This window comes from Stenotrophomonas muris (assembly GCF_052751275.1).
Genome location: NZ_CP199879.1, coordinates 906437 through 930955 on the forward strand (window position 1 = coordinate 906437; position 24519 = coordinate 930955).

The 24519-nt window shown below is 67.6% G+C and carries 24 protein-coding genes; 12 read left to right on the plus strand and 12 right to left on the minus strand.

The genetic code is table 11. The features are described from left to right. Positions 1-9: 9 nt before the first annotated feature. The 11 genes from ACUVWL_RS03955 to asnS form a co-directional block, all read right to left on the minus strand. Positions 10-990: an aldo/keto reductase gene (locus tag ACUVWL_RS03955; RefSeq protein WP_014647671.1), complete on the minus strand. Its 981-nt coding sequence runs from the start codon at positions 988-990 to the stop codon at positions 10-12. Further along, positions 990-1676 carry a DUF2461 domain-containing protein gene (locus ACUVWL_RS03960; RefSeq protein WP_032962055.1) on the minus strand — a complete coding sequence of 229 codons (687 nt, stop codon included), beginning with the start codon at positions 1674-1676 and terminating at the stop codon, positions 990-992. The genes ACUVWL_RS03955 and ACUVWL_RS03960 overlap by 1 nt, the downstream gene beginning before the upstream one ends. Then, a complete protein-coding gene (gene sbcB / locus ACUVWL_RS03965; RefSeq protein WP_445978835.1) occupies positions 1673-3112 on the minus strand; it encodes an exodeoxyribonuclease I in 1440 nt (479 codons plus the stop codon). Before sbcB ends, ACUVWL_RS03960 begins: the two co-directional genes overlap by 4 nt. Then, positions 3112-4479, minus strand: coding sequence for an FAD-dependent oxidoreductase (locus ACUVWL_RS03970; protein ID WP_014647668.1), 1368 nt, complete (start codon positions 4477-4479; stop codon positions 3112-3114). Before ACUVWL_RS03970 ends, sbcB begins: the two co-directional genes overlap by 1 nt. Positions 4480-4510: 31 nt before the next feature. Then, positions 4511-5785, minus strand: a complete 1275-nt coding sequence (gene kynU / locus ACUVWL_RS03975; RefSeq protein ID WP_014647667.1) for a kynureninase — start codon at positions 5783-5785, stop codon at positions 4511-4513. Positions 5786-5990: 205 nt separating this feature from the next. Next, the gene (locus ACUVWL_RS03980) at positions 5991-6512 is read right to left on the minus strand and encodes a 3-hydroxyanthranilate 3,4-dioxygenase (protein ID WP_126411140.1); all 522 of its coding nucleotides are present in this window, start codon (positions 6510-6512) and stop codon (positions 5991-5993) included. Between the two features lie 19 nt (positions 6513-6531). Continuing rightward, positions 6532-7194, minus strand: coding sequence for a carbonate dehydratase (can, locus tag ACUVWL_RS03985; RefSeq protein WP_010480460.1), 663 nt, complete (start codon positions 7192-7194; stop codon positions 6532-6534). A 72-nt stretch (positions 7195-7266) separates the two neighbouring features. Beyond that, positions 7267-7905: an FMN-binding negative transcriptional regulator gene (locus ACUVWL_RS03990; RefSeq protein WP_014647665.1), complete on the minus strand. Its 639-nt coding sequence runs from the start codon at positions 7903-7905 to the stop codon at positions 7267-7269. Between the two features lie 7 nt (positions 7906-7912). Then, positions 7913-8227, minus strand: a complete 315-nt coding sequence (locus ACUVWL_RS03995; protein WP_006453002.1) for a hypothetical protein — start codon at positions 8225-8227, stop codon at positions 7913-7915. 7 nt (positions 8228-8234) lie between these two features. Beyond that, positions 8235-8534 carry a hypothetical protein gene (locus tag ACUVWL_RS04000; protein ID WP_049408582.1) on the minus strand — a complete coding sequence of 100 codons (300 nt, stop codon included), beginning with the start codon at positions 8532-8534 and terminating at the stop codon, positions 8235-8237. 29 nt (positions 8535-8563) lie between these two features. After that, the gene (gene asnS / locus ACUVWL_RS04005; RefSeq protein ID WP_111207034.1) at positions 8564-9958 is read right to left on the minus strand and encodes an asparagine--tRNA ligase; all 1395 of its coding nucleotides are present in this window, start codon (positions 9956-9958) and stop codon (positions 8564-8566) included. Between the two features lie 128 nt (positions 9959-10086). Between asnS and ACUVWL_RS04010 the strand changes: the two genes are divergently transcribed. The 7 genes from ACUVWL_RS04010 (at position 10087) to zipA (ending at position 17030) form a co-directional block, all read left to right on the plus strand. After that, positions 10087-10425, plus strand: coding sequence for a HesB/IscA family protein (locus tag ACUVWL_RS04010; RefSeq protein ID WP_046431542.1), 339 nt, complete (start codon positions 10087-10089; stop codon positions 10423-10425). A gap of 94 nt (positions 10426-10519) precedes the next feature. Then, positions 10520-11062, plus strand: coding sequence for a CbrC family protein (locus ACUVWL_RS04015; protein ID WP_046431540.1), 543 nt, complete (start codon positions 10520-10522; stop codon positions 11060-11062). 186 nt (positions 11063-11248) lie between these two features. Then, positions 11249-11686, plus strand: a complete 438-nt coding sequence (rpsF, locus tag ACUVWL_RS04020; protein ID WP_006452997.1) for a 30S ribosomal protein S6 — start codon at positions 11249-11251, stop codon at positions 11684-11686. An 11-nt stretch (positions 11687-11697) separates the two neighbouring features. Next, positions 11698-11928: a 30S ribosomal protein S18 gene (rpsR, locus tag ACUVWL_RS04025; RefSeq protein WP_002804494.1), complete on the plus strand. Its 231-nt coding sequence runs from the start codon at positions 11698-11700 to the stop codon at positions 11926-11928. 105 nt (positions 11929-12033) lie between these two features. Further along, complete coding sequence (gene rplI / locus ACUVWL_RS04030; protein ID WP_014647660.1) at positions 12034-12483, plus strand: 50S ribosomal protein L9; 450 nt, start codon at positions 12034-12036, stop codon at positions 12481-12483. A 259-nt stretch (positions 12484-12742) separates the two neighbouring features. Beyond that, complete coding sequence (gene smc / locus ACUVWL_RS04035; protein WP_197621661.1) at positions 12743-16246, plus strand: chromosome segregation protein SMC; 3504 nt, start codon at positions 12743-12745, stop codon at positions 16244-16246. A 46-nt stretch (positions 16247-16292) separates the two neighbouring features. Then, positions 16293-17030, plus strand: coding sequence for a cell division protein ZipA (gene zipA / locus ACUVWL_RS04040; RefSeq protein WP_014647658.1), 738 nt, complete (start codon positions 16293-16295; stop codon positions 17028-17030). 90 nt (positions 17031-17120) lie between these two features. Here the strand turns inward: zipA and ACUVWL_RS04045 are convergent, their stop codons facing one another. Next, a complete protein-coding gene (locus ACUVWL_RS04045) occupies positions 17121-18245 on the minus strand; it encodes a pyridoxal phosphate-dependent aminotransferase (protein ID WP_445978836.1) in 1125 nt (374 codons plus the stop codon). A 224-nt stretch (positions 18246-18469) separates the two neighbouring features. On the opposite strand from ACUVWL_RS04045, the gene ligA reads away from it, so the two are divergent. The 5 genes from ligA (at position 18470) to mtnA (ending at position 24410) form a co-directional block, all read left to right on the plus strand. Further along, positions 18470-20941: an NAD-dependent DNA ligase LigA gene (ligA, locus tag ACUVWL_RS04050; RefSeq protein WP_185741890.1), complete on the plus strand. Its 2472-nt coding sequence runs from the start codon at positions 18470-18472 to the stop codon at positions 20939-20941. A 48-nt stretch (positions 20942-20989) separates the two neighbouring features. Continuing rightward, the gene (locus ACUVWL_RS04055) at positions 20990-21475 is read left to right on the plus strand and encodes a GNAT family N-acetyltransferase (RefSeq protein WP_010480482.1); all 486 of its coding nucleotides are present in this window, start codon (positions 20990-20992) and stop codon (positions 21473-21475) included. Then, entirely contained in the window at positions 21472-22428 is a 957-nt protein-coding gene (gene epmA, locus ACUVWL_RS04060; protein WP_445978837.1) for an EF-P lysine aminoacylase EpmA, read from the plus strand. Before ACUVWL_RS04055 ends, epmA begins: the two co-directional genes overlap by 4 nt. A gap of 138 nt (positions 22429-22566) precedes the next feature. Beyond that, positions 22567-23298, plus strand: coding sequence for a DUF3011 domain-containing protein (locus tag ACUVWL_RS04065; RefSeq protein ID WP_014647653.1), 732 nt, complete (start codon positions 22567-22569; stop codon positions 23296-23298). A gap of 47 nt (positions 23299-23345) precedes the next feature. Further along, positions 23346-24410: an S-methyl-5-thioribose-1-phosphate isomerase gene (gene mtnA / locus ACUVWL_RS04070; protein WP_014647652.1), complete on the plus strand. Its 1065-nt coding sequence runs from the start codon at positions 23346-23348 to the stop codon at positions 24408-24410. The last annotated feature ends 109 nt before the right edge of the window (positions 24411-24519 follow it).

The window sequence follows — 24519 nt, forward strand, 5'->3', positions numbered from 1 at the left end:
GGTGAAGACTCAATGACTGGGCGAGCCACGGCCGTCACCGAAGGCATCGACCAGCTGTTGCCGTTCGGCCGGGGTCAGCGCTTCCAGCCGCGTCGCCAGCACCTCGTCGAGGCTGCGGGTGCGGGTGGTGCCAAGGATGCCGCTGGCCACGCCGGGATGGCCCAGCGCATAGGCGAAGGCGGTCTGGGCCGGGCGTTGGCTGCGGATCGCGGCCACTGCCCGGCGCATCTGGCGGGCACTGCGCATCAGCTGGCGGCTGCTGGGCTTCAGCCAGGCGCGCGCCAAGTACCAGCCATCGGCCAGCCGTGGCAGGCGCGGGCGGGCGGGCAGCAGGTGGCCCTGCGCCAGCACGGTCCCGGCCAGCACGCCGATGCCCACCGCCTGCAACTGGTCGATCAGCGGTTCGCGGTCCTGCTGCAGGGCGTTGTAGTCCAGCAGCACCACATCGAAGGCGTCGGGATGGGCGATCATCCAGCGCAGGGTCGAGGCCGAGTGGGTGTTGATGCCGGTGTGCCGGATCAACCCGCGTTCGCGCAGGCGCTGCAGCGCGGCCAGCAGGTCGTCGTTGATGTCGTGCTCGCTGGCGCCATGCAACTGGTAGATGTCCAGGTGATCCAGGCCGAGATTGCGCAGCGAAGCCTCGCAGCTGGCGATGATGGCTGCCGGCGAGAAATTGCGTTGCTCGGCGCCGCTGACGCCGGCCTGGCCGGTCAGCGTGCCCCCCTTGCTGGAAATCACCAGCGCGTCGCGTGGGTATTGTTTCAGCAACGGGCGCAGGATGCGGCCCAGCCGCGGCTCGGCGTGGAAACCGGAGTAGTTGTGGCCGGTGTCCAACAGGTTCACGCCCTGTGCCAGTGCATGCTCGACCACGTTCGCGGCCGATTGTTCCGGGAATCGGCGATGCCCCCAGAAGCCGGAACAGCCCAGGCCCACCGGCGAAACCGCCAGGCCGGTGCGGCCCAGCGTGCGGCGTTGCTGTGCCAATGGCATCAGAATTCCAGGTCCAGCGCCGCGCACAGGTAGTCGACGAACGGGCCGAGCGCGGCCAGATCCTTGCCCAGCGTGGACAGCAGGCGCGGACCGGTCATGGTGGCGTCGTCCAGCGAGCGCCACATCACCCAGTTGCGGTGCTTGAGGTCGTCGATGAACTCGAAGTCGGCGGGGAAGCCACGCGGCGGACGCACCAGCTTTTCGCTCTCCTCGAAATCGAAGCGCTTGCGCAGGCCCGGTGCGTGCGCGGCGGCCTTCCAGCTGCCCGGGTTGTCGAGGATGAAGTGGCGCACGCGGCGCTGGGTTTCCGGTTCCGGATGCCACAGGCCGGCACCGACGAAGCTCTCGCCCGGCTGCAGGTGCACGTAGAACGAAGGCGCGGCTACTTCACGGCGGCGCTCATGGAACAGGCGTGCGCCCTGCCAAGTCTTGTACGGTGACTTGTCGTTGGAGAAGCGCGCGTCGCGGTGGATGCGGAACAGCGAGCCGCCGACGCCGCGCGTATCGGCACGGAAGTGTTCGCTGACCTCGGCCAGGGCCGGTTGCAGGTCGCCCAGCAGGCGCAGGAACGGCTGCCGTACGTGGTCTTCATACTGCTGGCGGTGGTCGTTGAACCAGGCCTTGTCGTTGTGCCGCGCCAGGCTGCGCAGGAACCTGAAACTGGCGTCCGAGAAGTAGGTGCTCACAGTGTCTCCCGCAGGTGCTGGCCCCAGTCGCGCAGCGATTGCAGCAGGGCCTGGCGCCGCGCATCGTCGGGCGCTTCGGCGGCCAGTGCATCGAGCTGCTGCTGGTACTGGGGCAGGTTGAGTTCGCCCAGCCCGCCGTCGCCGAGCAGGCGCTGGCGGCGGTAATCCTGCCAGCGCTGGCGTTCCGCCGGCGCGAGGCTGTCGGGGTGGTTGCGCGCGCGGTAGCGGAACAGCAGCTCCGGCAGGCGCGGGTCGCGGAAACGGCCTTCCAGCGCGGCCAGCTGCTCGGGCGCGGTGGTGCGTGCCAGCGCAAGCAGCGGTTTGTCGCCGTTGCCGAGGAAACCGTCGTACAGCGAGGCATCGACGTCGGCCACGGTGGCGACGCGGGGCTGGTTGTAGACCTGGCGCGCCTTCTCGGCCAGCTGCGGGGCGAACGCGCGCAGCCGTTCCACCTTGGCCTCGATCGCGGCCACGTCCAGGCCGAGGCGCGCGTGGTCATCGGCGCGCAGGTGGTTCCAGGCGATCAGCGCTGGCACCTTGTTCAGATGCACTTCCTTCAGCGGCACCCGCGCCACGCCTTCGGGCAGCTCGCTGGCGCGCAGGTAAAGGCGCTGTGCGATCACCTCGGCCGGCAGTTCCAGCAGGTCGTCGATCTCGCCTTCCAGGTCGAACACGATCACCCGGTTGTTGATGATGGGGTGCACGGCCAGCGGCAGTACTGGCGCCGCGCACAGGCGACTGGCCGGGTAGCGCATGGAAATGTGCAGTACCGGCTTCATCGCGGCCACGTCCAGCAGGCCGCCGACGAAGCGCTTGTCACGCAGCTTCAGCGCGTACTCCCACAGGCGCGGCTGCGACTGCTTGAACAGGCGTGCCATGCCGATGGTGGCACGTACGTCGGACAGCGCTTCGTGCGCATCGCCCTCGCGCACGTTGTTGGCCTCGGCCAGGTGCTCGAGCTTGAACGAGGTGGCGCCGTCCTCGCGCAGCGGCCACTGGATGCCGTCCGGGCGCATCGCGCGCATCAGGCGCAGCATGTCCAGCAGGTCCCAGCGCGAATTGCCGTTGCGCCACTCGCGCTCGTACGGGTCGTGGAAATTGCGGAACAGCCCGTAGCGGACGAATTCATCGTCAAAGCGCAGCGTGTTATAGCCCAGCGCGCAGGTGCCGGGGCGCGACAGCTGTTCGTTGATGCGGTCGAAGGCCTCGGCCTCGCTGATGCCCTCGGCCAGGGCCTGCTGCGGGGTGATGCCGGTAACCAGGGTGGCCATCGGCGAGGGCAGCAGGTCATCGGCCGGGCGCACGAAGAAGCTGACCGGCGTATCGATCTCGTTGAGGTCGGCATCGGTACGGATCGCGGCGTACTGCGAGATGCGCGTGCGCCGCGGGTCCTGGCCGAAGGTTTCCAGGTCGTAGAACAGGAAGCTGTCGGCCATCAGTGCGCGCCCTCCAGGACCGGCAGCTGCGCGTGGATCTGCGCTTCCAGCGCGGCCCAGTCGATGTTGTCCAGTGAATCGTGACCGGTGGTGGCGGCCACCAGCATGTCGCGTTGCAGTTCGGTGCGGCGCAGCGCCTCGGCGTACGGTGTGTGCAGGAAGGTGACCATCGTGTAGTGCGGCACGAAGCGGGTCGGCCAGCGCCGCTGCAGTTCCTGCTCCAGTTCGCGCTGCAGCAGGAACGCAGGATCGGCGACACGGTCGCGCATCTCCAGGTAGTTCTCCAGCGCCATCTGCTGGATGGCACGTGCATTCGGCTTGCGCTCGGCTTCGAACGCGGCGAACGCGCCTTCCAGGTCATCCGCTTCCATCAGGTGGCGGGCCAGCGCAACGCAGTCCTCGAACGCGCAGTTCATGCCCTGGCCGTGGAACGGCACCATCGCATGCGCGGCATCACCGATCAGTACGGCGCGACCGTGCTGGTGCCAGCGCTCCAGGGTGAGCGTGCCGAGCAGCCCCGGCGGGTGCTGTTCCCAGTCCGCGCGCAGGTTCGGGATCAGCGGCAGGGTGTCGGCGAACTCCCGCGCGAACAGCGCCTCGGCCTGCGCGCCGGTGTTGACCGTGGCGAAGCTGGGATCGCCCTGGTTGGGCAGGAACAGGGTGACGGTGAAGGTGCCTTCGTGGTTGGGCAGGGCGATGCACATGTAATGGCCACGTGGCCAGATGTGCAGCGCATTGCGCTCGATGCGGAAGCTGCCGTCGGCGGCCGGAGGGATCTCCAGCTCCTTGTAGGAGTGGTCGAGGAAGGCGATGTCCTCGCCCAGCGGGGCACGGCGGTTCATCGCTGCGCGCAGGGCCGAACCGGCGCCGTCGGCACCGATCAGGGTGTCGAAGCGGATGTCGTGCGGGCTGTCGTCGCGGTCATCGATGAAACGCGCGTAACCGGCGTCGAAATCAACGGTGTGCAGGCGCCGATGGAAGTGCACGGTGGCGCCGGCCTGCTCGGCCAGTTCCAGCAACGTGGTGTTCAGATCGCTGCGGTGGATCGACCAGATCACTTCGCTGTCATCACGGCCATAGCGCTGCAGCTGCGGTTCGCCGTCGCGGGGGTGCACCATGCGGCCGCGCATCATCACCGCGCGTGCCATCACTTCGTCCTCCACACCCGCCTGGCGCAGCGCATTGCGCCCACGCTCGGCCAATGCCAGGTTGATCGAGCGGCCACTCTCGTAATCAGCCACGCGCGGATCACCGCGGCGTTCGTACAGGGTGATGCGCCAGCCTTGCCGCGACAGCAGGATGGCCAGCAGGGACCCGGCCAGGCCGGCACCGATAATGCTCAACGAGCGGGAAGCATGTGCGATCAACGAACTGTCCAGCAGCAGGGGAGGGACCGGCTCAAAGGCCGGCCCAGGCTTCCACTTCCTCGACGAAGTGGTGCACGTCCAGGTAGCGGTTGTAGAGCGGGGTGGGCGAGATGCGGATCACGTCGGGTTCGCGCCAGTCGCCGAGCACACCGATGCCGCGCAGGTGCTCGAACAGTGCGCGGCCACGCTCGCGGCCACCGATCACGCGCAGCGACAACTGGCAGCCGCGGCGCTGCGGATCGGCCGGGGTGATGATGTCCAGCACCTGCGGCAGGCGCGCGCGCACCAGTGCTTCGAGCATGCCGGTGAGCGCCAGCGATTTGCTGCGCAGCGCCTCCATGCCGGCACGTTCGAACAGGTCCAGCGAGGCACGCAGCGGTGCCAGGCCGAGGATCGGTGGATTGCTCAGCTGCCAACCCTCGGCGCCGATGGCCGGGGTGAACTGCGGCGCCATCTGGAAACGGGTGGCTTCCTCATGGCCCCACCAGCCAGCAAAGCGCGGCAGGGTGGTATCGCGGTGGTGGCGCTCGTGCACGAAGGCGCCAGCCACTGCGCCCGGGCCGCTGTTGAGGTACTTGTAATGGCACCACACGGCGAAATCGGGGGCCACGTCATGCAGGCGCAGCGGCAGGTTGCCGACCGAGTGCGCCAGGTCGAAGCCGATGCGTGCGCCCTGCAGGCGGGCGGCGCGGGTGATCGCATCGAGGTCGAAGGCCTGGCCGGTGCGGTACTGCACGCCAGGCCACAGCACCAGCGCCAGGCGCGGGCCGTGTTCGGTCATGGCGCGCTCGATGGCGTTCAGTGAAATCGTGCCGTTGGCTTCGTCCGGCTGCACTTCCACCAGGCACTCGGCCGGGTCGAAGCCATGGAAGCGGATCTGGGCTTCCACCGCGTGGCGATCGGTCGGGAACGCGCCGGCTTCCATCAGGATCACCGGGCGCTGCGTGGTCGGCCGGTAGAAGCTGACCATCATCAGGTGCAGGTTTACGCTCAGCGTGTTCATCGCCACCACTTCGCTGGGCAGCGCGCCAACCACGCGGGCCAGCTGCGCGCTCACCAGGCGGTGGTAGGACAGCCATTGCGTCGGGCCGGTGAAGTGGCCTTCCACCGCCAGTTCGCCCCACTGCTTCATCACTTCCTGCACCGCTGCCTGCGCGCCGCGCGGCTGCAGGCCCAGCGAGTTGCCCACGAAGTAGGTCTGCTCGCCGCCCTCATGGCGCGGAATCAGGAATTCACTGCGCAGCGGGCGCAGCGGATCGGCGGCGTCCAGGGCGATGGCGTGGGTGCGGCTGAGCAGGTCGGACATGGTCGGGCAACAGGCTGCAACGGGACCGCCAGTGTAGCGCCTGGGGCATGGCCCGGTAGCAGCCGGCCCGGCACCAGCGCCGTGTGATCCGGTAGTCGCCAACCTTGGTTGGCGCACGTACAAGAAAGCGCCCACCAAGGTGGGCATCTACCAGGGCGGGAGCGAGCAAGCGCCCACCAAGGTGGGCGACTACCGTTCGAGGGGCTCAGCCCGCCGCCGGCGCCGGCAGCGGATCCACGTGCCCGCACTGGCTGCAGGTACGCAGCTCCAGGCTGGCGTGGTAGCGCGCAAACACCTTGGGCAGGTCGGTCTCGATGTTCTGCAGCGGGAAGAACTCTTCGTGCAGCTTGTGGTTGCAGCGCTCGCAGTGCCAGATCACGCCGTCCATCTCGTGCGGCAGGCGCTTGCGCTCGACCACCAGGCCGATGCCACCGGGCGGGCGCCGCGGCGAGTGTGGAACCTTTGCCGGCAGCAGGAAGATCTCGCCGGCGCGGATCGGGATGTCGCGCACCGCGCCGTCTTCCTGCACCTTCAGCACCATCTCGCCTTCGAGCTGGTAGAACCACTCGGGGCCTTCGTCGTAGTGATAGTCGGTGCGCGAATTCGGCCCGCCGACCACCATCACGATGAAATCGCCGTTGTCGATCATCTTGTTGCCCACCGGCGGCTTCAGCAGGTGGCGGTTCTCTTCGATCCAGGCGTGCAGGTTGATCGGCGAAGCGAGCATGATGGTCATCCGTAAGGGATCAGTCGCGCTTGCCCTTGCGCGGGATGTAGGACAGGGCCTTTTCATATGCAGGCTGCAGCTCTTCCTGCGAACCGACGTCGATGCCCATCTCGCGCACGCGTCCGTCCTTCAGGCTGTAGACCCAGCCATGCACCATCAGCTTCTGGCCGCGGGCCCACGCATCCTGCACGATGGTCGAGCGGCACAGGTTGGCCACCTGCTCGATCACGTTCAGTTCGCACAGGCGCGCGTGCTTGAGCTCATCGGTCTCGATCGCATCGAGGATGCCGGTGTGCTTCTGCATCACGTCACCGACGTGGCGCAGCCAGTTGTCGGCCAGGCCGACGCGGGTGTTGTGCAGGCAGGCATGCACACCGCCGCAGCCGTAGTGGCCAACGATCAGGATGTGTTTCACCTTCAGCTGGTCCACCGCGTACTGCACCACGCTCAGGCAGTTCAGGTCGGTGTGCGCGACCACGTTGGCGACGTTGCGGTGCACGAACACTTCGCCCGGGGCCATGCCGATGATCTGGTTGGCCGGCACGCGCGAATCGGAGCAGCCGATCCACAGGTATTCCGGGTGCTGCTGCTTGGCCAGCTGGTGGAAGAACTCGGGGTCTTCCTTCTCGATCCGGTCGGCCCAGTCGCGGTTGTTCTGCAGCAGCTTGTGGATGTCTTTCATGTTCGGGTCCCTGGCGTCGGGTGGGGGCGCGCCGCAGCCGTCCGGCTGCGTCGTCGCGGGAATCTGCGGCGTTCAGTCGCTGCGGGCGGCCTGTTCGCGGTGCCAGCGCATCCACTGCGCCAACTCGGTGGAAGAGGGGGTGCCCAGCTGTTCCAGTTCGGCGATCACCGCACGCTGGTTGGCGTCGGGATGGTTCTGGCTCAGCTTGAGCTTCATCTGCACATGTTCGACCTGGAAACGGAAGCCGACGATGGCGCGCAGCTCCGGGCCATGTTCGGCACGCGTGGCATCGAACTGCCAGGCCTGGCCGACGCTGGCTTCGAAGCGGTCGCTGATCGCGCCGACCAGCTCCGCCAGCGCGCCGGCATCGTCGAAGGTCTGCAGCTGGCCACGCAGCTCGGCAGCAGCGTAGTTCCAGGTCGGTACCCGCGCGGCAGGCTCCTTGTCCGGATACCAGCTGGCCGAGACGTAACCGTGCGGTCCATCGACCAGCACCTTGGCCGCGCCGCTGTGGCGCGACTGCGGGTTGGCGCGGGCCCAGTGGCCGCGCAGTTCGATCTGGTCGCCGTCACGCCGGTACAGCACCGGCATCCGGGTCAGCTCCGGCAGGCCATCGCTGCCGGGGGTGAGCACGGTAACGAACGGGTCGCGCGCCAGCAGGCGGTCCAGCCAGAGCAGGTCGGTCTCGGCGAAGGCGCGCGGGGTGAACATGCAGGGGTCAGGCGCGCCCGCCGAGTGACTGGATCATGCGGCCACGCAGGCCCTCGTCGCTGTCGGCCTGCGGCGGCTGCACTTCGTGCAGGCTGAAGCCGCGCACCAGTGCGTCCTCCTCGTCCAGGCCGTCGTACTCGACGAACTCGGCGTCGAACAACTGCGAACGGGCGGTGTCTTCGCTGTCGTAGCTCAGCGTGTTGCCATCGCTGTCGAGCACTTCGGCAGTGCCGGCCGGGCGAACGCGCAGGCGCGCCCAGATGAGGGTGTTGCCGAGGCTGGCCAGCCACCAGCTGTCGCGCGAGGCGGTGATGTCATTCATGAGCGTATTACCAGAGCGAGGCCAGCCAGAGCAGGGCGGCCATGCCCAGTCCGGACAGCAGGGTCAGCAGCGATACCCAGGCCGGTGTCGCCAGCCCGGACAGCGAGCGGTCCGGTTGCTGCCGATAGTCGCGTCGCAGCAGCCAGGCCAGGGCATCGGGCTTGAGGAAGGCGCCGCTGCCGAAGCGCGCGGCGAGCGCCGGATGGCGGTCGCGCACGTGCACCAGGGTCAGCGGCCAGAAGATCACGAAGGCACTGAACCCGGCCACTGCAACGCCGACGAAACAGAGGGCGAAGAACAGGGTCATGGGGCGGTACCTCCGTGGTCGTGTGGGGCTTAGAAGTCCGCGCTGCCCGGCGCGCGCGGGTAGGGGATCGCATCGCGGATGTTGGACAGCCCGCAGACGTACACCACCAGGCGTTCGAAGCCCAGGCCGAAGCCGGCGTGCGGCACCGAACCATAGCGGCGGAAATCGCGGTACCAACTGTAGTGCTCGCGATCCAGGCCGAACTGGGCCATGCGCGCGTCCAGCACGTCCAGGCGCTCTTCGCGCTGGCTGCCGCCGATGATCTCGCCGATGCCCGGGGCCAGCACGTCCATCGCGGCAACGGTCTTGCCGTCGTCGTTCAGGCGCATGTAGAAGGCCTTGATGTGCTCCGGATAGTTGGTCACCACCACCGGGCGGCCGACGTGTTCCTCGGTCAGCCAGCGCTCGTGCTCGGTCTGCAGGTCCAGGCCCCATTCGACCGGGAAGTCGAACTTCCTGCCGGACTTCTGCAGCAGGCTGACCGCGTCGGTGTAGTCGATGCGCTCGAACGGTGCGTTGATGAAGTCTTCCAGCTTGGTGATCGCGTTCTTGTCCACGCGCTCGGCAATGAAGGCCAGGTCGTCGCTGCGTTCGTTCAGCACTGCGCGGAACAGGTACTTCAGGAACTCTTCGGCCAGGCGCGCGTCTTCGGCCAGGTCGGCGAAGGCGATTTCCGGCTCGATCATCCAGAACTCCGCCAGGTGGCGGGTGGTGTGGCTGTTCTCGGCGCGGAAGGTCGGGCCGAAGGTGTAGACCTTGCTCAGCGCCAGGCAGTAAGCCTCGACGTTCAGCTGGCCGGACACGGTCAGGAAGGTTTCCTTGCCGAAGAAGTCGCGGCTGAAATCGATCGCGCCCTTCTCGTCACGCGGCAGGTTCACCATGTCCAGGGTGGACACACGGAACATCTGCCCGGCGCCTTCGGCGTCGGAGGTGGTGATGATCGGGGTGCTGATCCAGTTGAAGCCGTTCTCGTGGAAGAAGCGGTGCACGGCCTGGGCCAGGCAGTTGCGGATGCGGGTGACCGCGCCGAACAGGTTGGTGCGCGGACGCAGGTGCGCCACTTCGCGCAGGAACTCCGGCGACATCGGCTTGGGCTGGATCGGGTAGGTGAGCGGGTCTTCGACCCAGCCGACCACGTCCAGCGTGCTGGCCTGGATCTCGAACGACTGGCCCTTGCCCTGCGACTTCACCAGCGTGCCGGTGGCGATGACCGAGCAGCCGCTGGTCAGGCGCTTGATCTCATCGAAGTTGGCCAGGCTGTCGCCGGCCACGACCTGGATCGGGGCGAAGCAGGAGCCGTCGCTCACATTCACGAAGGCCAGATTCGCTGAACCGCGCACCGTGCGCACCCATCCGCGTACCGTGACTTCGCCGCCTTCCGGGATCTTCCCGGCAAGCGCATGTTCAACGCTGACCACCGTCATGACTTGAATCCTCTGCTGATCGACTCGATCTGTGAACACGGGAGTTTACCGGTTGCAGCGTTCTGCTTGCGAGGCATTTTTCGTGGCAACGGCTCCTTATAATGTCCCCGTACCTCTGGAGTAGCCCCATGGCCGTCAGCCTGACCCCCATTGCCTTTGAGCGCGTGCAGCGCTTCGTCGCCCAGACCCCCGGCGCGCTGGGCCTGCGTTTCGGCGTGACCAAGACCGGCTGCTCCGGCTGGGGCCACGTGACCGACCTGGCCCGCGAAGAGCGCGAGGGCGACACGGTGTTCGAGCAGGAGGGCGTGAAGATCTACGTCGACGCCAAGAGCCTGGCCCTGGTGGACGGCACCGTGATCGACTTCGGCAAGCACGGCCTGAGCGAGACCTTCACGTTCAGCAACCCGAACGCCACCGCCGAGTGTGGCTGCGGCGAGAGCTTCACCACCGACGCCGACAAGGCCTGAGGGCCCGCCACCGGGCATGGCCCGGCGCTGACCAGGCGCGCTCTGGTGGGCGCCGACCTTGGTCGGCACGCTGGGCTCGGCAGGGATCCCACGGATGGAACGACCGCTTTTCACCTATCACCCCAACGCCTACGAGCTCTCCTTCGAAGAGGTCGAGGGGATCTGCGACTGCTGCGGCCAGGCGCGCGCACTGCGCTATCGCGGACCGTTCTACACCCGCCTGCGCCCGGATTACCTGTGCCCCTGGTGTATCGCCGATGGCAGGGCTGCGGCCAGTTACGAGGGGGAGTTCACCGGCTGGAGCGATATCGAGGGGGTATCCCCGGATCCGGCTGATCCGCCGCCGACCATCGCCCGTGAGCTGCTGCTGGAGGTCTGCGAGCGCACCCCGGGCTACTCCTCCTGGCAGCAATCGGTCTGGTTGAGCCATTGCGAACGGCCCTGCGCCTTCCTCGGCTACGCCGGCAGCGACGATCTGCTGCCGATCCTCGACCAGGTCCGGCCGGACGTGGCGGCGGTCAATCCGCGCGACGCCGACTGGGTGCTGGAGCATCTGAGCCGGGACGGGATGATGGTCGGCTGCCTGTTCCAATGCCTGGAATGCGGCCAGCATCGTCTTCACGTCGATCTGGAATGAGCACATGCCGGACATGGGCCGGCGCTCCCGTTCAGGTTGCCCGGTCTGCGCCCGGTTGCCCGGTGGCGCCGCTTGCCGCATAATGCGCGGCTTCCTGCCTCCCCGGCGGGAATCCTTGCCCCACCGCGGTCTCAACGGCGGGGGGCTGTCCGGCCGCAAGGCCACATCCGAAAGGTAGAAAAAAACATGAGTCGTCATTACGAAATCGTGTTCATGGTCCACCCGGACCAGAGCGAGCAGGTCCCGGCCATGATCGAGCGCTACAAGTCGCTGGTCGAGAACGGCAACGGCACCATCCACCGTCTGGAAGACTGGGGCCGCCGCCAGCTGGCGTACCCGATCCAGAACCTGGTGAAGGCCCACTACGTGCTGATGAACATCGAAGCCGACCAGGCCGTTCTGAACGAACTGACCGAAAGCTTCCGCTTCAACGACGCCGTGCTGCGCAACCTGGTCATCAAGCGTGACGAGGCTGACACCGAGCAGTCGCTGATCATGAAGAGCAAGGACGAGAAGGGTGACAAGCCGGAGCGCGGTGAGCGCCGTCGTCGTGACGACGAAGAAGGCGAGTCCACCACCACCGCTGACAACGAAGCCGGCGACGACGCCGCTTCCGCCGCCTAAGGAGCCTTCCCATGTCCAAGTTCTTCCGTCGCCGCAAGTTCTGCAAGTTCACGGCTGAAGGTGTGAAGGAGATCGACTACAAGGATCTCAACACCCTGCGCCAGTACCTGACCGAGAACGGCAAGATCGTGCCGAGCCGCGTCACCGGTACCAAGTCGAAGTACCAGCGCCAGCTGGCGACCGCCGTCAAGCGCGCTCGCTTCCTGGCCCTGATCCCGTACACCGACAACCACGACGTCTGATGCCCGGCGGGGCGGCCCGGCGCCGCCCCCGCTGTGCCAGCTATTCGGACAGCCTTTGTTGCGGGGCATCGCCTCGCTAACGAATAACTCATCTGGAGCAATACCATGCAGCTGATCCTCCTGCAGAAAGTCACCAACCTCGGCAACCTGGGCGACCTGGTCGACGTGAAGCCGGGCTACGGCCGTAACTTCCTCGTGCCGCAGGGCAAGGCCGTTCCGGCCACCGAGAGCAACAAGGCCGAGTTCGAAGCCAAGCGCGCCGAATACGAAGCCAAGGCCCAGGCCATCCACGCCGACGCTGACGCCCGCAAGGCCAAGCTGGACGGCGCGAGCGTGACCATCCCGGCCAACGCTTCGACCGAAGGCAAGCTGTACGGCTCGGTCGGCGCCCGCGAAATCGCCGATGCCTTCACCGCTGCCGGCCTGCCGGTCAGCAAGAGCGAAGTCATCCTGGGCGAAGGTGCCTTCCGCAACATCGGCGAGTACGACGTGCTGATCCACCTGCACGCCGACGTCGAGACCACCGTCAAGGTCGTCGTCGTCGCCGAAGCCTGATCCCACGCCGCAAGGCCTGGCATCACCGCAGAACGGGCGCCCGCAAGGGTGCCCGTTTTGTTTTATGGCTCCGTTTCGTGGCGTGCGGCCACGTCCGGCCGACGGGGTGGGGCTGGACAATGTTCCACGCCCATTCGTAGAACACGGCCACATCGGTATACTCAGGGCGTCACACCCGTTCCACGGGCATCGATCCCAGCAGGATCAATGACTTGGAGGGTAAACGCAGGCCGCTTGCCGGCCCCAGTCCGGAACCCCTATGCGTCTTTCCACGATCAAGCTGTCCGGCTTCAAGTCGTTCGTCGATCCGACCACCCTGCACCTGCCGACCAACATGACCGGCGTGGTGGGCCCCAATGGCTGCGGCAAGTCGAACATCATCGATGCCGTGCGCTGGGTCATGGGCGAGAGTTCGGCCAGCCGCCTGCGTGGCGACTCGCTGACCGACGTGATCTTCTCCGGGTCCAATGCCCGCAAGCCGGTCTCGCAGGCTACCGTCGAGCTGATCTTCGACAACTCCGACCACACGATTTCCGGCGAGTACGCCTCGTTCAACGAAATCTCGGTCAAGCGCACGGTCAGCCGCGACGGCACCAGCAACTATTACCTCAACGGCACCAAGTGCCGCCGTCGCGACATCACCGACCTGTTCCTCGGCACCGGCCTGGGCCCGCGCAGCTACTCGATCATCGAGCAGGGCATGATCAGCCAGATCATCGAGGCGCGACCGGAAGACCTGCGCGTGTACCTGGAAGAGGCAGCCGGCATCTCCAAGTACAAGGAGCGCCGCAAGGAGACCGAGACCCGCATCCGCCACACCCGCGAGAACCTGGACCGGCTGGGCGACCTGCGCGACGAGATCAGCAAGCAGCTCGAACACCTCAAGCGCCAGGCCAGGCAGGCCGAGCAGTACCAGGCCCTGCAGGAAGAGCGCCGGGTCAAGGATGCCGAGTGGAAGGCGCTGGAATTCCGTGGTCTCGACGGTCGCCTGTCGAAGCTGCGCGAAGGCCTGTCGCAGGAAGAGACCAAGCTGCAGCAGCTGATCGCCGACCAGCGTGATGCCGAGGCCCGCATCGAGACCTCGCGCGCGCGGCGCGAAGAGGCCGCCGACGCGCTCAACACCGCGCAGGCCGCGGTCTACCAGGTCGGCAGCACGCTGGCGCGCCTGGAACAGCAGATCCAGCACCAGCGCGAGCTGTCGCAGCGCCTGCACAAGGCGCGCGATGAAACCCAGCAGGCCCTGGCCGAACTGGGCCAGCACATCAGCGGCGACGAGGCCAAACTGAGGGTGCTGCGCGAGGCAGTGGAGGCCGCCACCCCGCAGCTGGAAGCGCTGCAGGAAGAGAACGAGATCAAGCAGGAAAGCCTGCGCGAGGCCGAAGACCGGCTGGCTAGTTGGCAGCAGCGCTGGGAGCAGCACACCTCGCAGAGTTCGGAGGCGTCGCGCGCCGGTGATGTCGAGCGCACGCGCGTGGACTACCTGGACAAGCAGATCCTCGACGCCGACCGGCGTCGCGAGGCCCTGGCCGCCGAGCGCGCCGGGCTGGACGTGGACGCGCTGGAAGAGGCCTTCGAGCAGCTGCACCTGCAGCACGACACGCAGAAGGCCGCGCTGGATGAACTGAGCGAAGACGTCGAGCTGCGCAAGCAGGGCGTGGCGGCCGTGCAGGAACAGCAGCGCAATGGCCAGAACGAACTGGCCGAACTGCGCAAGCAGGCCAACGGCCTGCGCGGTCGCCTGGCCTCGCTGGAAACCCTGCAGCAGGCCGCGCTGGGCCAGGAGCAGGGCGCGGCCGTCGCGTGGCTGAAGGCGCGCGGGCTGGATTCGGCGGCACGTGTCGGCGAACGCCTGGACGTCGATGCCGGTTGGGAAAACGCGGTGGAAAGTGCGCTCGGCCAGCTGATCGAAGGCGTGCTGGTCGATGACCCGGGCAGCCTGGTCAACGCCCTCGGCGAACTCGGCGACGGCCACATTGCGCTGGTCGCCAGCGCGGATGCCGAGGTCAAGGCTGCACCGACGTCGCTGGCCGCACGCGTGCGTGGCCCGGCGGCGATCCGTCGCCTGCTGGCGCACCTGCATGGTGCCAAGGACCTGTCCGAGGCGAAGGCCCTGCAGGCCAGCCTTCCGGAAGGCGATTCGATCATCACCCAGAGCGGCGAGCGCCTGGGCCAGGGCTGGCTGCGCGTGTCGCGCTCCGGTGCAGCCCAGCAGGGCGCTCTGCTGCGCGAACGCGAGATCAACGAGCTGCGCGAGCAGATCGAGCAGCTGCAGGACCGCGAGGCCGAGCTGGAAGAACAGCTGGCCGGTTTCCGCGAGCAGCTACAGGCGGCTGAACAGCAGCGCGAAGACGCGCAGCGTGCGCTGTACCAGGCCCATCGCGCGGTGTCCGAGCTGGCTGGCCAGCTGCAGGGCCAGCAGGGCAAGGTAGAGGCTGCACGCACGCGCATCGACCGCATCGAAGGCGAGCTGAAGCAACTGCAGGAAACGATTGAAGCCAACAACGCGCAGGCGCGCGAAGCGCGCTCGCGGTTGGAGAACGCGGTCAGCAGCATGGGTGACCTGGAGTCGACCCGGCAGCGGCTGGAGGGCGAGCGCCGCCAGCTGACCGAGGCGCGCGACCTGGCCCGCGATGCTGCCCGTGCAGTGCGCGAGCGCTCGCATTCGCTGGCCCTGACCCTGGAATCGCAGCGTGCGCAGCTGGCCTCGTTGAGCCAGGCGCTGGAGCGCATGGGCACCCAGCGCGGGCAGCTGGATTCGCGGCTGGGCGAGCTGCATTCACAGCTGGACGAAGGTGATTCGCCGGTCGAAGCGCTGCAGGCCGAACACCAGAACGCGCTGGAAGAGCGCGTGCGCGCCGATCGCGTGCTGACCGAGGCGCGGACGCTGCTGGACGGCATCGACGCCGAGCTGCGCAACTACGAGCAGACCCGCCACCAGCGCGACGAACAGGCGCTGGCCCAGCGCGAGCGTATTTCGCAGCGCAAGCTGGACCAGCAGGCGCTGGTGCTGAGCGCGGACACCCTGCAGGGCGCGGTGGAGAAGGCCGGTTTCGTGCTGCAGGACGTGCTCAACGCACTGCCCGAGGATGCGCGCCTGGGCGACTGGGAGCAGGCCGTGCATCAGATCGACGCACGCATGCGCCGGCTGGAGCCGGTCAACCTGGCCGCCATCCACGAGTACGGCGAGGCTTCGCAGCGCTCGGATTACCTGGATTCGCAGCACGCCGACCTGACTACGGCGCTGGAAACCCTCGAGGATGCCATCCGCAAGATCGACCGCGAGACCCGCGGCCGTTTCAAGGACACCTTCGACCGCGTCAATGCTGGCGTGCAGGCGCTGTACCCGCGCCTGTTCGGTGGCGGCCACGCCTACCTGGAGCTGACCGGTGAAGACCTGCTCGACACCGGTGTGACCATCATGGCGCGCCCGCCGGGCAAGCGCGTGTCCAGCATCTCGCTGCTGTCCGGCGGCGAGAAGGCGATGACGGCAGTGGCGCTGGTGTTCGCCATCTTCCAGCTGAACCCCGCGCCATTCTGCCTGCTGGACGAGGTGGACGCGCCGCTGGACGAAGCCAACGTCGGCCGGCTGGCCAACATGGTCAAGGAAATGAGCGAGAAGGTGCAGTTCCTGTTCGTCAGCCACAACAAGGCGACGATGGAGGCCGCGCACCAGCTCTCGGGCGTGACCATGCGCGAACCGGGCGTCAGCCGCCTGGTCAGCGTGGACCTGGAAGAAGCCGCGCGATTGGCGGGCGCGGCCTGACGTGCCATCCTAGTTACCTGAATGGACTAGCCGGAGAACCTATCGAATGTCCGACACGGCACTGTTGCGCATCGGCATCCTGGCCGCCGGCCTGCTGTTGATCGCCGCGATCTTCCTGTTTGGCCGTCCGAAGAAGAAGCCCCAGGGACGCCGCGTGGAAAGCGCGGAACCGGCCAGCGGCGAGCGCCGCGAACCGGTATTGGGCGAGGACGGCGTTGTCGTGGCCGATGGCCGCGTCGAACCGGGAATGGGCACGGAAGGCGAACAGGCCGAACTCGGCCTGGGCGATACCGACCCGGGCGCCAGCGATCTCGGCAAGCGCGCCACCCAGGATTTCGACAAGATCGTTTCGCTGTTCGTGGCCGCCCGGGCCGGCGAGCAGCTGCGCGGCGAAGACATCGTGGTAGCGGCGGAGAAGACCGGCCTGGTGTTCGGCCACATGAACGTGTTCCACCGTCTGGTGGAAGGCCATCCCGAGCGCGGGCCGATCTTCTCGATGGCCAGCATCATGAAGCCAGGCAGCTTCGACATGGCCAACATCCGTGCCATGGAAACCCCGGCCATCGCCTTCTTCCTGACCCTGCCGGCGCCGCTGACCGCGCTGGATGCCTGGGAGAAGATGCTGCCGACGGTGCAGCGCATGGCCGAACTGCTGGATGGCGTGGTGCTGGATGACAGCCGCAACGCCCTGGGTCGCCAGCGCATCGCGCACATCCGTGACGAGCTGCGCGCCTACGACCGCCAGCACCAGGCGCCGCCGCTGACCAAGACCCCGCGCTGGTGAGCGCCATGGCGTGCCGACCAACGGTCGGCACCCACCCCGACCAACGGTCGGCACCCACAACAGTAGATCCACGCCATGCGTGGATGGGGTCTACGCCGGTACGCCGGCCACCTTGGCAAACGCGCGGCGGAACGCGGCCATCTCGTCCTCGCTGCCGACGGTCACGCGCACGTGCTGCGGCCAGATCGGCCAGCTGCGCCCGATCACCACACCGTTGTCGGCCATCGCCTTGGCGAACGTGCTGCCGTCGCGTTGCACGTCGACCACGAAGCAGTTCGCTTCCGACGGCAGGCAGCTGAAACCACGCTTGCCCAGCCATGCGATGGTGGCCTGGCGCACCTTGGCGTTCTGCAGGCGACGCTGCGGAATCAGCTGCGGATCCTGCAGGCTGGCCAGCGCCGCCGCCAGCGCGGGCACCGGTAGCGGGTTGTCGCCGGGGCTGGCCAGCTCGCGCAGACGCTCGGGATGTGCGGCCGCCAGGCCCAGGCGCAGGCCGGCCATGCCGTACAGCTTGGAGAATGTACGCAGTACGATTAGATCGTCGCGCTGCGCCACCTGCGCGATCAGGCTGGGCTGCTCGCTGTATTGCAGGTAGGCCTCGTCGACCAGCACGCGGGTGGAAGCAGGCTTGTGGGCCAGCAGCCAGGCGAGCTCATCCGGTGGGCTGATCGAACCGGTCGGGTTGTTCGGATTGCACACGTATAGCAGCCCGGTCGGGCGCGCATGCGCGGCTGCGACCATCGCACGCAGGTCGTGTGCGCCGTCATTGCGCAGCGGCACCTTCTGCACGTGTGCACCATGTGCGGCAGCGACCTCGCCCAGGGTCTCGAAGGTGGGGTCGGCCACCACCAGTCCCGCCTGCGGGCCGGCCCACAACGTGGCGGCGCGGTTCAACGGTTCGCTCGAGCCCGGATAGAGGCGCACATGGTCGGCCGGGATACGGGCCTGCTCGATGAAGGCATCGCGCACCTGTGCCGCCAGGGCGAAGCGGTAGCGGCCGCAGCTGGCGATGCTGTCGCGCGCCGCCTGCTGGGCAGCGGGGGAGGGGCCGTAGGGGCATTCGTTGAAGTTCAGTAGTACCGCGCCTTCGGCAGGGGCCGCACCGACGGTGGCCACGGATTGGGCCTGGCCACGCAGCGGCAGGCCGCTGCCGGCGACGGCAAGGCTGGCACCGGCCAGCTGCAGGAAGCGTCTACGGGAGTCAGGCAGGGTCATGGGCAGGATTCCGATGGGGCCGTCGCACGCTAGCGCCGGCGTGAGCGGGCGGCAAGGTGCTTTTTGTGGCGTCGAGCCATGCTCGACTACAGACGTGCCAACCAAGGTTGGCACCTACCGGAGCGGGGAGTGCCCGTCGAGCACGCTCGACGCTGCAAAGGCGGGGCGTTACAGGGCCTGACGGCCGGGCGCGGTAGAATCCCCGGCCATCCCAGAACCACCGGATCCCGATGAGCCCCAGCCCCGCCGAACGCGCCGAAGATCTCCGCCGGCAGATCGCCCAGGCCAACCGCGCCTACCACGAGCTGGACGCGCCGGAGATCCCCGACGTCGACTACGACCGGATGGTGCGCGAGCTGGAAGCGTTGGAGCGCGAGCACCCGGAACTGGCCCGTGCCGACAGCCCGACCCAACAGGTCGGTGCACGCCCGTCCGGCCGCTTCCCCGAAGTGCGCCATGCGGTGCCGATGCTGTCGCTGTCCAATGCCTTCAGCGATGAGGAAGTGGCCGACTTCGTGCGCCGCATCGATGAGCGCCTGGGCCGCCGCAGCCTGCAGTTCTCGGCCGAACCGAAGATGGATGGCCTGGCGATCAGCCTGCGCTACGAGGACGGTCATTTCGTACTCGGCGCAACCCGCGGTGATGGCAGTACCGGCGAGGACGTGACCGCCAACCTGCGTGAAATCGGCGATGTTCCCAAGCGCCTGCACGGCAAGGACTGGCCGGATGTGCTGGAGGTGCGTGGCGAGGTGTACATGGCCCGCGCCGATTTCGAGGCCTACAACGAACGTGCGCGCCAGCAGGGCGGCAAGGTGCTGGCCAACCCGCGCAACGCGGCAGCGGGTTCACTGCGCCAGCTCGATCCGAAGATCAGTGCGCAGCGCCGGCTGAGTTTCTTCGCCTACGGCACCGGTGAAGTGCAGGGCGGCGAGCTGCCGGACACCCATTCGGGCACACTGGCCCAGCTCGGCGCCTGGGGCTTCCCGGTCAGCGGGTTGTGCAAGGTGGTGCAAGGCGCCGACGGCCTGCTCGGCTACTACCGTGACATCGGCGAGCGTCGCGATGGCCTGCCGTTCGACATCGATGGTGTGGTCTACAAGCTGGATGACCGCGCCGGCCAGCAGGCCATGGGTTTTGTCTCGCGTGCACCGCGCTGGGCCATCGCGCACAAGTTCCCGGCGCAGGAACAGAGCACCACGGTGGAGGCGATCGAGATCCAGATCGGCCGCACCGGTGCCGCCACGCCGGTCGCGCGGCTGGCACCGGTGGCTGTGGCCGGCGTGATCGTGTCCAATGCCACGTTGCACAATGCCGATCAGATCGCGCGTCTCGATGTGCGTGTCGGTGACAGCGTGATCGTGCGACGTGCTGGCGACGTGATTCCGGAAGTGGTCAGCGTCATCCTCGACCGCCGTCCACAGGGCACCTCGCCCTGGCAGATGCCGACGCGCTGCCCGGTGTGCGGCTCGGAAATCGTGCGCGAGGAAGGTGCAGCTGCGTGGCGCTGTTCGGGCGAACTGTCCTGCCCTGCGCAGCGCAAGGAGGCCATTGCCCATTTCGCTTCGCGCCGTGCGATGGATATCGACGGCCTCGGCGACAAGTACATCGAAACCCTGGTCGACGCCGGCATCGTCAGGAGCGTGGCCGATCTGTACCGGCTCAACCGCGACCAGCTGTTGCACCTGAAGCTGGTGCTGGATGCCGAGGACCCTTCCGCACTGGCCGCCGCGCTGAAGCTGCACCTGCCGGCAGAAGGCAGCGGCGCGGTGCTCAATGCGGTGCTCAAGCTGGATGGCAACGATCCGGCGTGGCGCGCGCAGGCGCTGGCACAGCCGGCCAGCTTCGAATGGAACACGAAGAAGATCGCCACCAGATGGGCCGACAACCTGATCGCGGCAATCGACGCCAGTCGCGCAGCCACGCTGGAGCGCCTGCTGTTCGCACTTGGCATCGAGCACGTCGGCGAGAGCACGGCCAAGGCGCTGGCGCAGTGGTTCGGTGACCTGGAACTGATCCGCCACCTGCCATGGCCGTTGTTCAAGCGCGTGCCGGACATCGGTGGCGAAGTGGCGCGTTCTCTCGGCCATTTCTTCGAGCAGCAGGGCAACCAGCAGGCCATCGACGACCTGCTGCAGGTCGGGCAGGTGCGCATCAGTGATGTGCACGCGCCCAGTGCCAAGCTGCGCGAAGGCCTGGATCTGGCGCAACTGCTGGTCGAATCGGAAATCCCCGGCATCACCCGCCTGCGTGCGGAGAAGCTGGTGGCTGCCTTGCCGGGTGCCCAGGCGGTGCTGGATGCCGAGCATGGCCAGTTCGTCAACGCCGGCCTGCCGGACGACACTGCGCGCGGTCTGGCCGACTGGCTCGATGCCGATGGCCATGGCGCGATGCTGCTGGCAGCCGAGAAGGCGATGCAGCAGATCCTGGCCAAGGCGCCGGCGCTGGCCGAGATCGTGGCCGGCCCGCTGGATGGGCAGACCGTGGTGCTGACCGGCACCCTGGCCCAGCTCACCCGCGATGCCGCCAAGGAACGCCTGGAAGCGCTGGGTGCCAAGGTTTCCGGCAGCGTGTCGAAGAAGACCAGCTTCGTGGTCGCCGGCACCGAGGCCGGCTCCAAGCTGGACAAGGCGCAATCGCTGGGCGTGCCGGTGTGGGACGAAGACCGCCTGCTGGCCTACCTCGCCGAACACGAATGATGACCCGCCGGGTGCCCGGCGCCCGGCATGAAAGACGAAGGAACACCGATGCAGACCGCCCCGCTGGATTTCCGCCTGGCCACCCGTGCCGACGAAGAACTGTTGATCGCGTTGATGCGCGAGTTCTACGCCGAAGACAGGATCGACTTCGATGACGCGCGCGTGCGTCGCGGCGTGGACGCGCTGCTGGCCGATCCGCGCAATGGCGAAGTGCTGCTGTGGCTGGACGAGGCCGGCGAGGTGGTCGGCTACGCGGTGATCGCGATGGGCTTCAGCCTGGAGCAGGGCGGCCACTTCATGCTGCTGGACGAGCTGTACCTGAGTCATCGCGCGCGCGGTCGTGGTCGCGGCAAGCAGGCGCTGGCCATCTGTGAACAGCGCGCTCGCGGGCGTGGTGTCAGCCGCCTGCGCCTGGAGGTGAACCACCACAACGAACTGGCCCGCCGCCTGTACCTGGCCAGCGGCTACATCGACGACACCCGCGATCTGCTGACCCTGCCGCTCGACCATCCGCGCCCGGAGGGCATCCTGTGAGCGACGCCCTGCTGCGCGCGCTGCAGCAGCGCGCCACGCTCAATGCACTGGTGCGCCGCTTCTTCGCCGAGCGCGATGTGCTGGAGGTGGAAACGCCGATCCTGTCGGTGGCAGGCAACACCGAGCCGAACATCGACAGCTTCCATACCGATTTCACCGGCCATGTCGATGCCGGTGGCCGTCGTCGCTGGCTGCGCACTTCGCCGGAATATCCGCTCAAGCGCCTGCTGGCGGCCGGTGTGGGCGACTGCTACGAACTGGGCCGGGTGTTCCGCAACGGCGAGGCCGGTGGCCGCCACAACCCGGAATTCACCATGCTGGAGTGGTATCGGGTCGGCTGGGACCACCACCGGTTGATGGAGGAAACCGCCGAGTTGGTCGGCCAGGCGCTGGCCCTGGTCGGACGCCGTGCAACGCTGCGTGTGTTGAGTTACCGCGAGCTGTTCCAGCAGCACGTGGGCCTGGATCCGTTCGAGGCCGATGAAGCCGCGCTGCGTGTTGCACTTGGCGACGTGCACATCGACCCGGTCGGGTTGACCCGTGATGACTGGCTGGACCTGTTGATGACCCACCACATCCAGCCGCAGTTCGATGACGCGGTGATGACCGTGGTGCATGACTGGCCGGCCAGCCAGGCCGCGCTGGCCCGCATCCGTCCGGGCACGCCGCCGCTGGCCGAGCGTTTCGAGCTGTACCTGGGTGCAGTGGAGCTGGCCAACGGCTATCACGAACTGAACGACGCCCACGAGCAGCGCGCCCGGTTCCAGCGTGACCAGCAGCGCCGCCACGAACGTGGACAGGTGCAGCCGGCCGTGGACGAGGCACTGCTGTCGGCGTTGCCGTCGATGCCTGCCTGTGCCGGCGTGGCGGTGGGTGTCGATCGCCTGTTGATGGCGATGAACCGCACGCCACGCATCGCCGATGTGCTGGCCTACGACTTCGCCCACGCGTGATCCCCGCGTGTTGCTGAACATCGCAGGCTGAACGAAACGCGGGTTCGGTGCGCTTGCGTCGGTAAGCACGATGATGCTCTTATCACGGCCAATGCCGGACACTGGCATCCAGTTCATCCATTCCTGCTGGGGAAGGCTTTGGTCAAGTGGTTCGCGGTTGTCGCTGCACCGGTGTACTCCATTGCGCTCTGGGGTGCCTGGCTGCCGTCGCCGGCGTCGGCCCAGCAGGTGGGCTACGACGATGAAGTGGTGACCTGCGAATCACGCGACATGGGTTGGGTGCACTGCGATATCGAGGTTGCCAACGGCGTCGACCTGGTACGCCAGCTGTCCAGCAACAGCTGCATCCGCGGCAGCGAGTGGGGCACTGACCGCAGTGGTGTGTGGGTCACCCTGGGCTGCCGTGCCGAGTTCCGCGCCCGGCGCGCAGCGGGCGCGGCGCCGCCGGCTGACAGCTCGGGCAAGCGCCTGGTGCGCCGTGTGGTGCGCTGCGAGTCCAATGGCCGTCCGCAGAGTTGCCCGGTACGACTCGATGGCGCGCCGGTGCGCCTGCTGCGCCAGTTGTCGGTGTTGCCGTGCCGCGAAGGGCAGGGCTGGGGCTACAAGCGCAATGAAGTCTGGACCAGCCGTGGCTGCCAGGGTGACTTCGAAGTGGCCGATGACGATGGCCGCTTCGTCGACATGCCGCGCCGCCTGACCTGCGAATCGAAGTCGAAGAAGCGGCGCTTCTGCGGTGCCAGCATCTCGGTTGGCGCCGTGGTCTCCGAGCAGCTGTCCAGCACGCCCTGCGAGGAAGGCAGTACCTGGGGCTGGAGCCGCAACGGGATCTGGGTGGACGGCGGCTGCCGCGCCGAATTCTCGGTGAATTGAGCCCGGGCAGGCTCCAACCCTGCGGGGCGTGGCCCTACAATGGGCCCATGAACACTGCCTCTGACATCGACTACGCCCGTTACGACCACATCCGCCCGATCCTGTGGACCGGCGATGCCCTGCAACTGCTGGACCAGCGCAAGCTGCCGTTCGTGGTCGAGCACGTGGTCTGCCATGACAGCGACGAGGTTGCCAGCGCGATCCACGCATTGACCGTGCGTGGCGCGCCGGCGATCGGCATTGCCGCTGCCTGGGGTGTCGTGCTGGCTGCACGCGAGGTGCAGGCCGCCGATGGTGCGCACGCCCTGCAGCAGCTGGAACCGGCCCTGCAGCGCCTCAATGCATCGCGCCCGACTGCGGTCAACCTGGCCTGGGCGCTGGCGCGCATGCGCCGTTGCCTGAACGCCGCCGGCGCCGACTGGAAGGCGTTGCTGGAATCGGAAGCGCAGGCCATCGCCGAGGAAGACCTGGCCGCCAACCGCCACATGGGTGCACTGGGCGCGGGCCTGATCGAGGCTGGCAGCGGCGTGCTGACCCACTGCAATACCGGCTCGCTGGCCACTGCGGGGTTCGGTACCGCGCTGGGCGTGATCCGCGCCGGCATGGCCCAGCACCGCATCGCCCGCGTGTTCGCCGGCGAGACCCGGCCGTGGCTGCAGGGGGCACGCCTGACCGTGTGGGAACTGCAGCAGGACGGCATCGATGCCACCCTGATCGCCGATTCGGCTGCCTCGCACCTGATGAAGACCGGCGCCGTGCAATGGGTGATCGTGGGCGCGGACCGCATCTGCGCCAATGGCGATACCGCCAACAAGATCGGCACCTACCAGCTGGCCATCGCCGCCCGCCACCACGGCGTCAAGTTCATGGTGGTCGCACCGTCCTCGACCGTGGACATGGAGACCGTGGACGGCAGCCAGATCGAGATCGAGCAGCGCGACCCGGGCGAGCTGTACGGCGTGGGGGGTACCCGTACCGTCGCCGAGGGCATTGCTGCCTGGAACCCGGTGTTCGACGTCACCCCGGGCGAGCTGATCGACGCCATCGTGACCGAGCGCGGGGTCATCCTGAACCCGACCGCCGGGAACATGCGCACCGCCTTCGGCGGCTGAGGCGGGCAGGAAGGTCCCGGGGTCGGATCCCTTTTCGCAGGAAAGGGCTCTGACCCCAGGCAGGCCTCATCCACGCACGGCGTGGATCTACTGATTTCGCGCAGCCGAG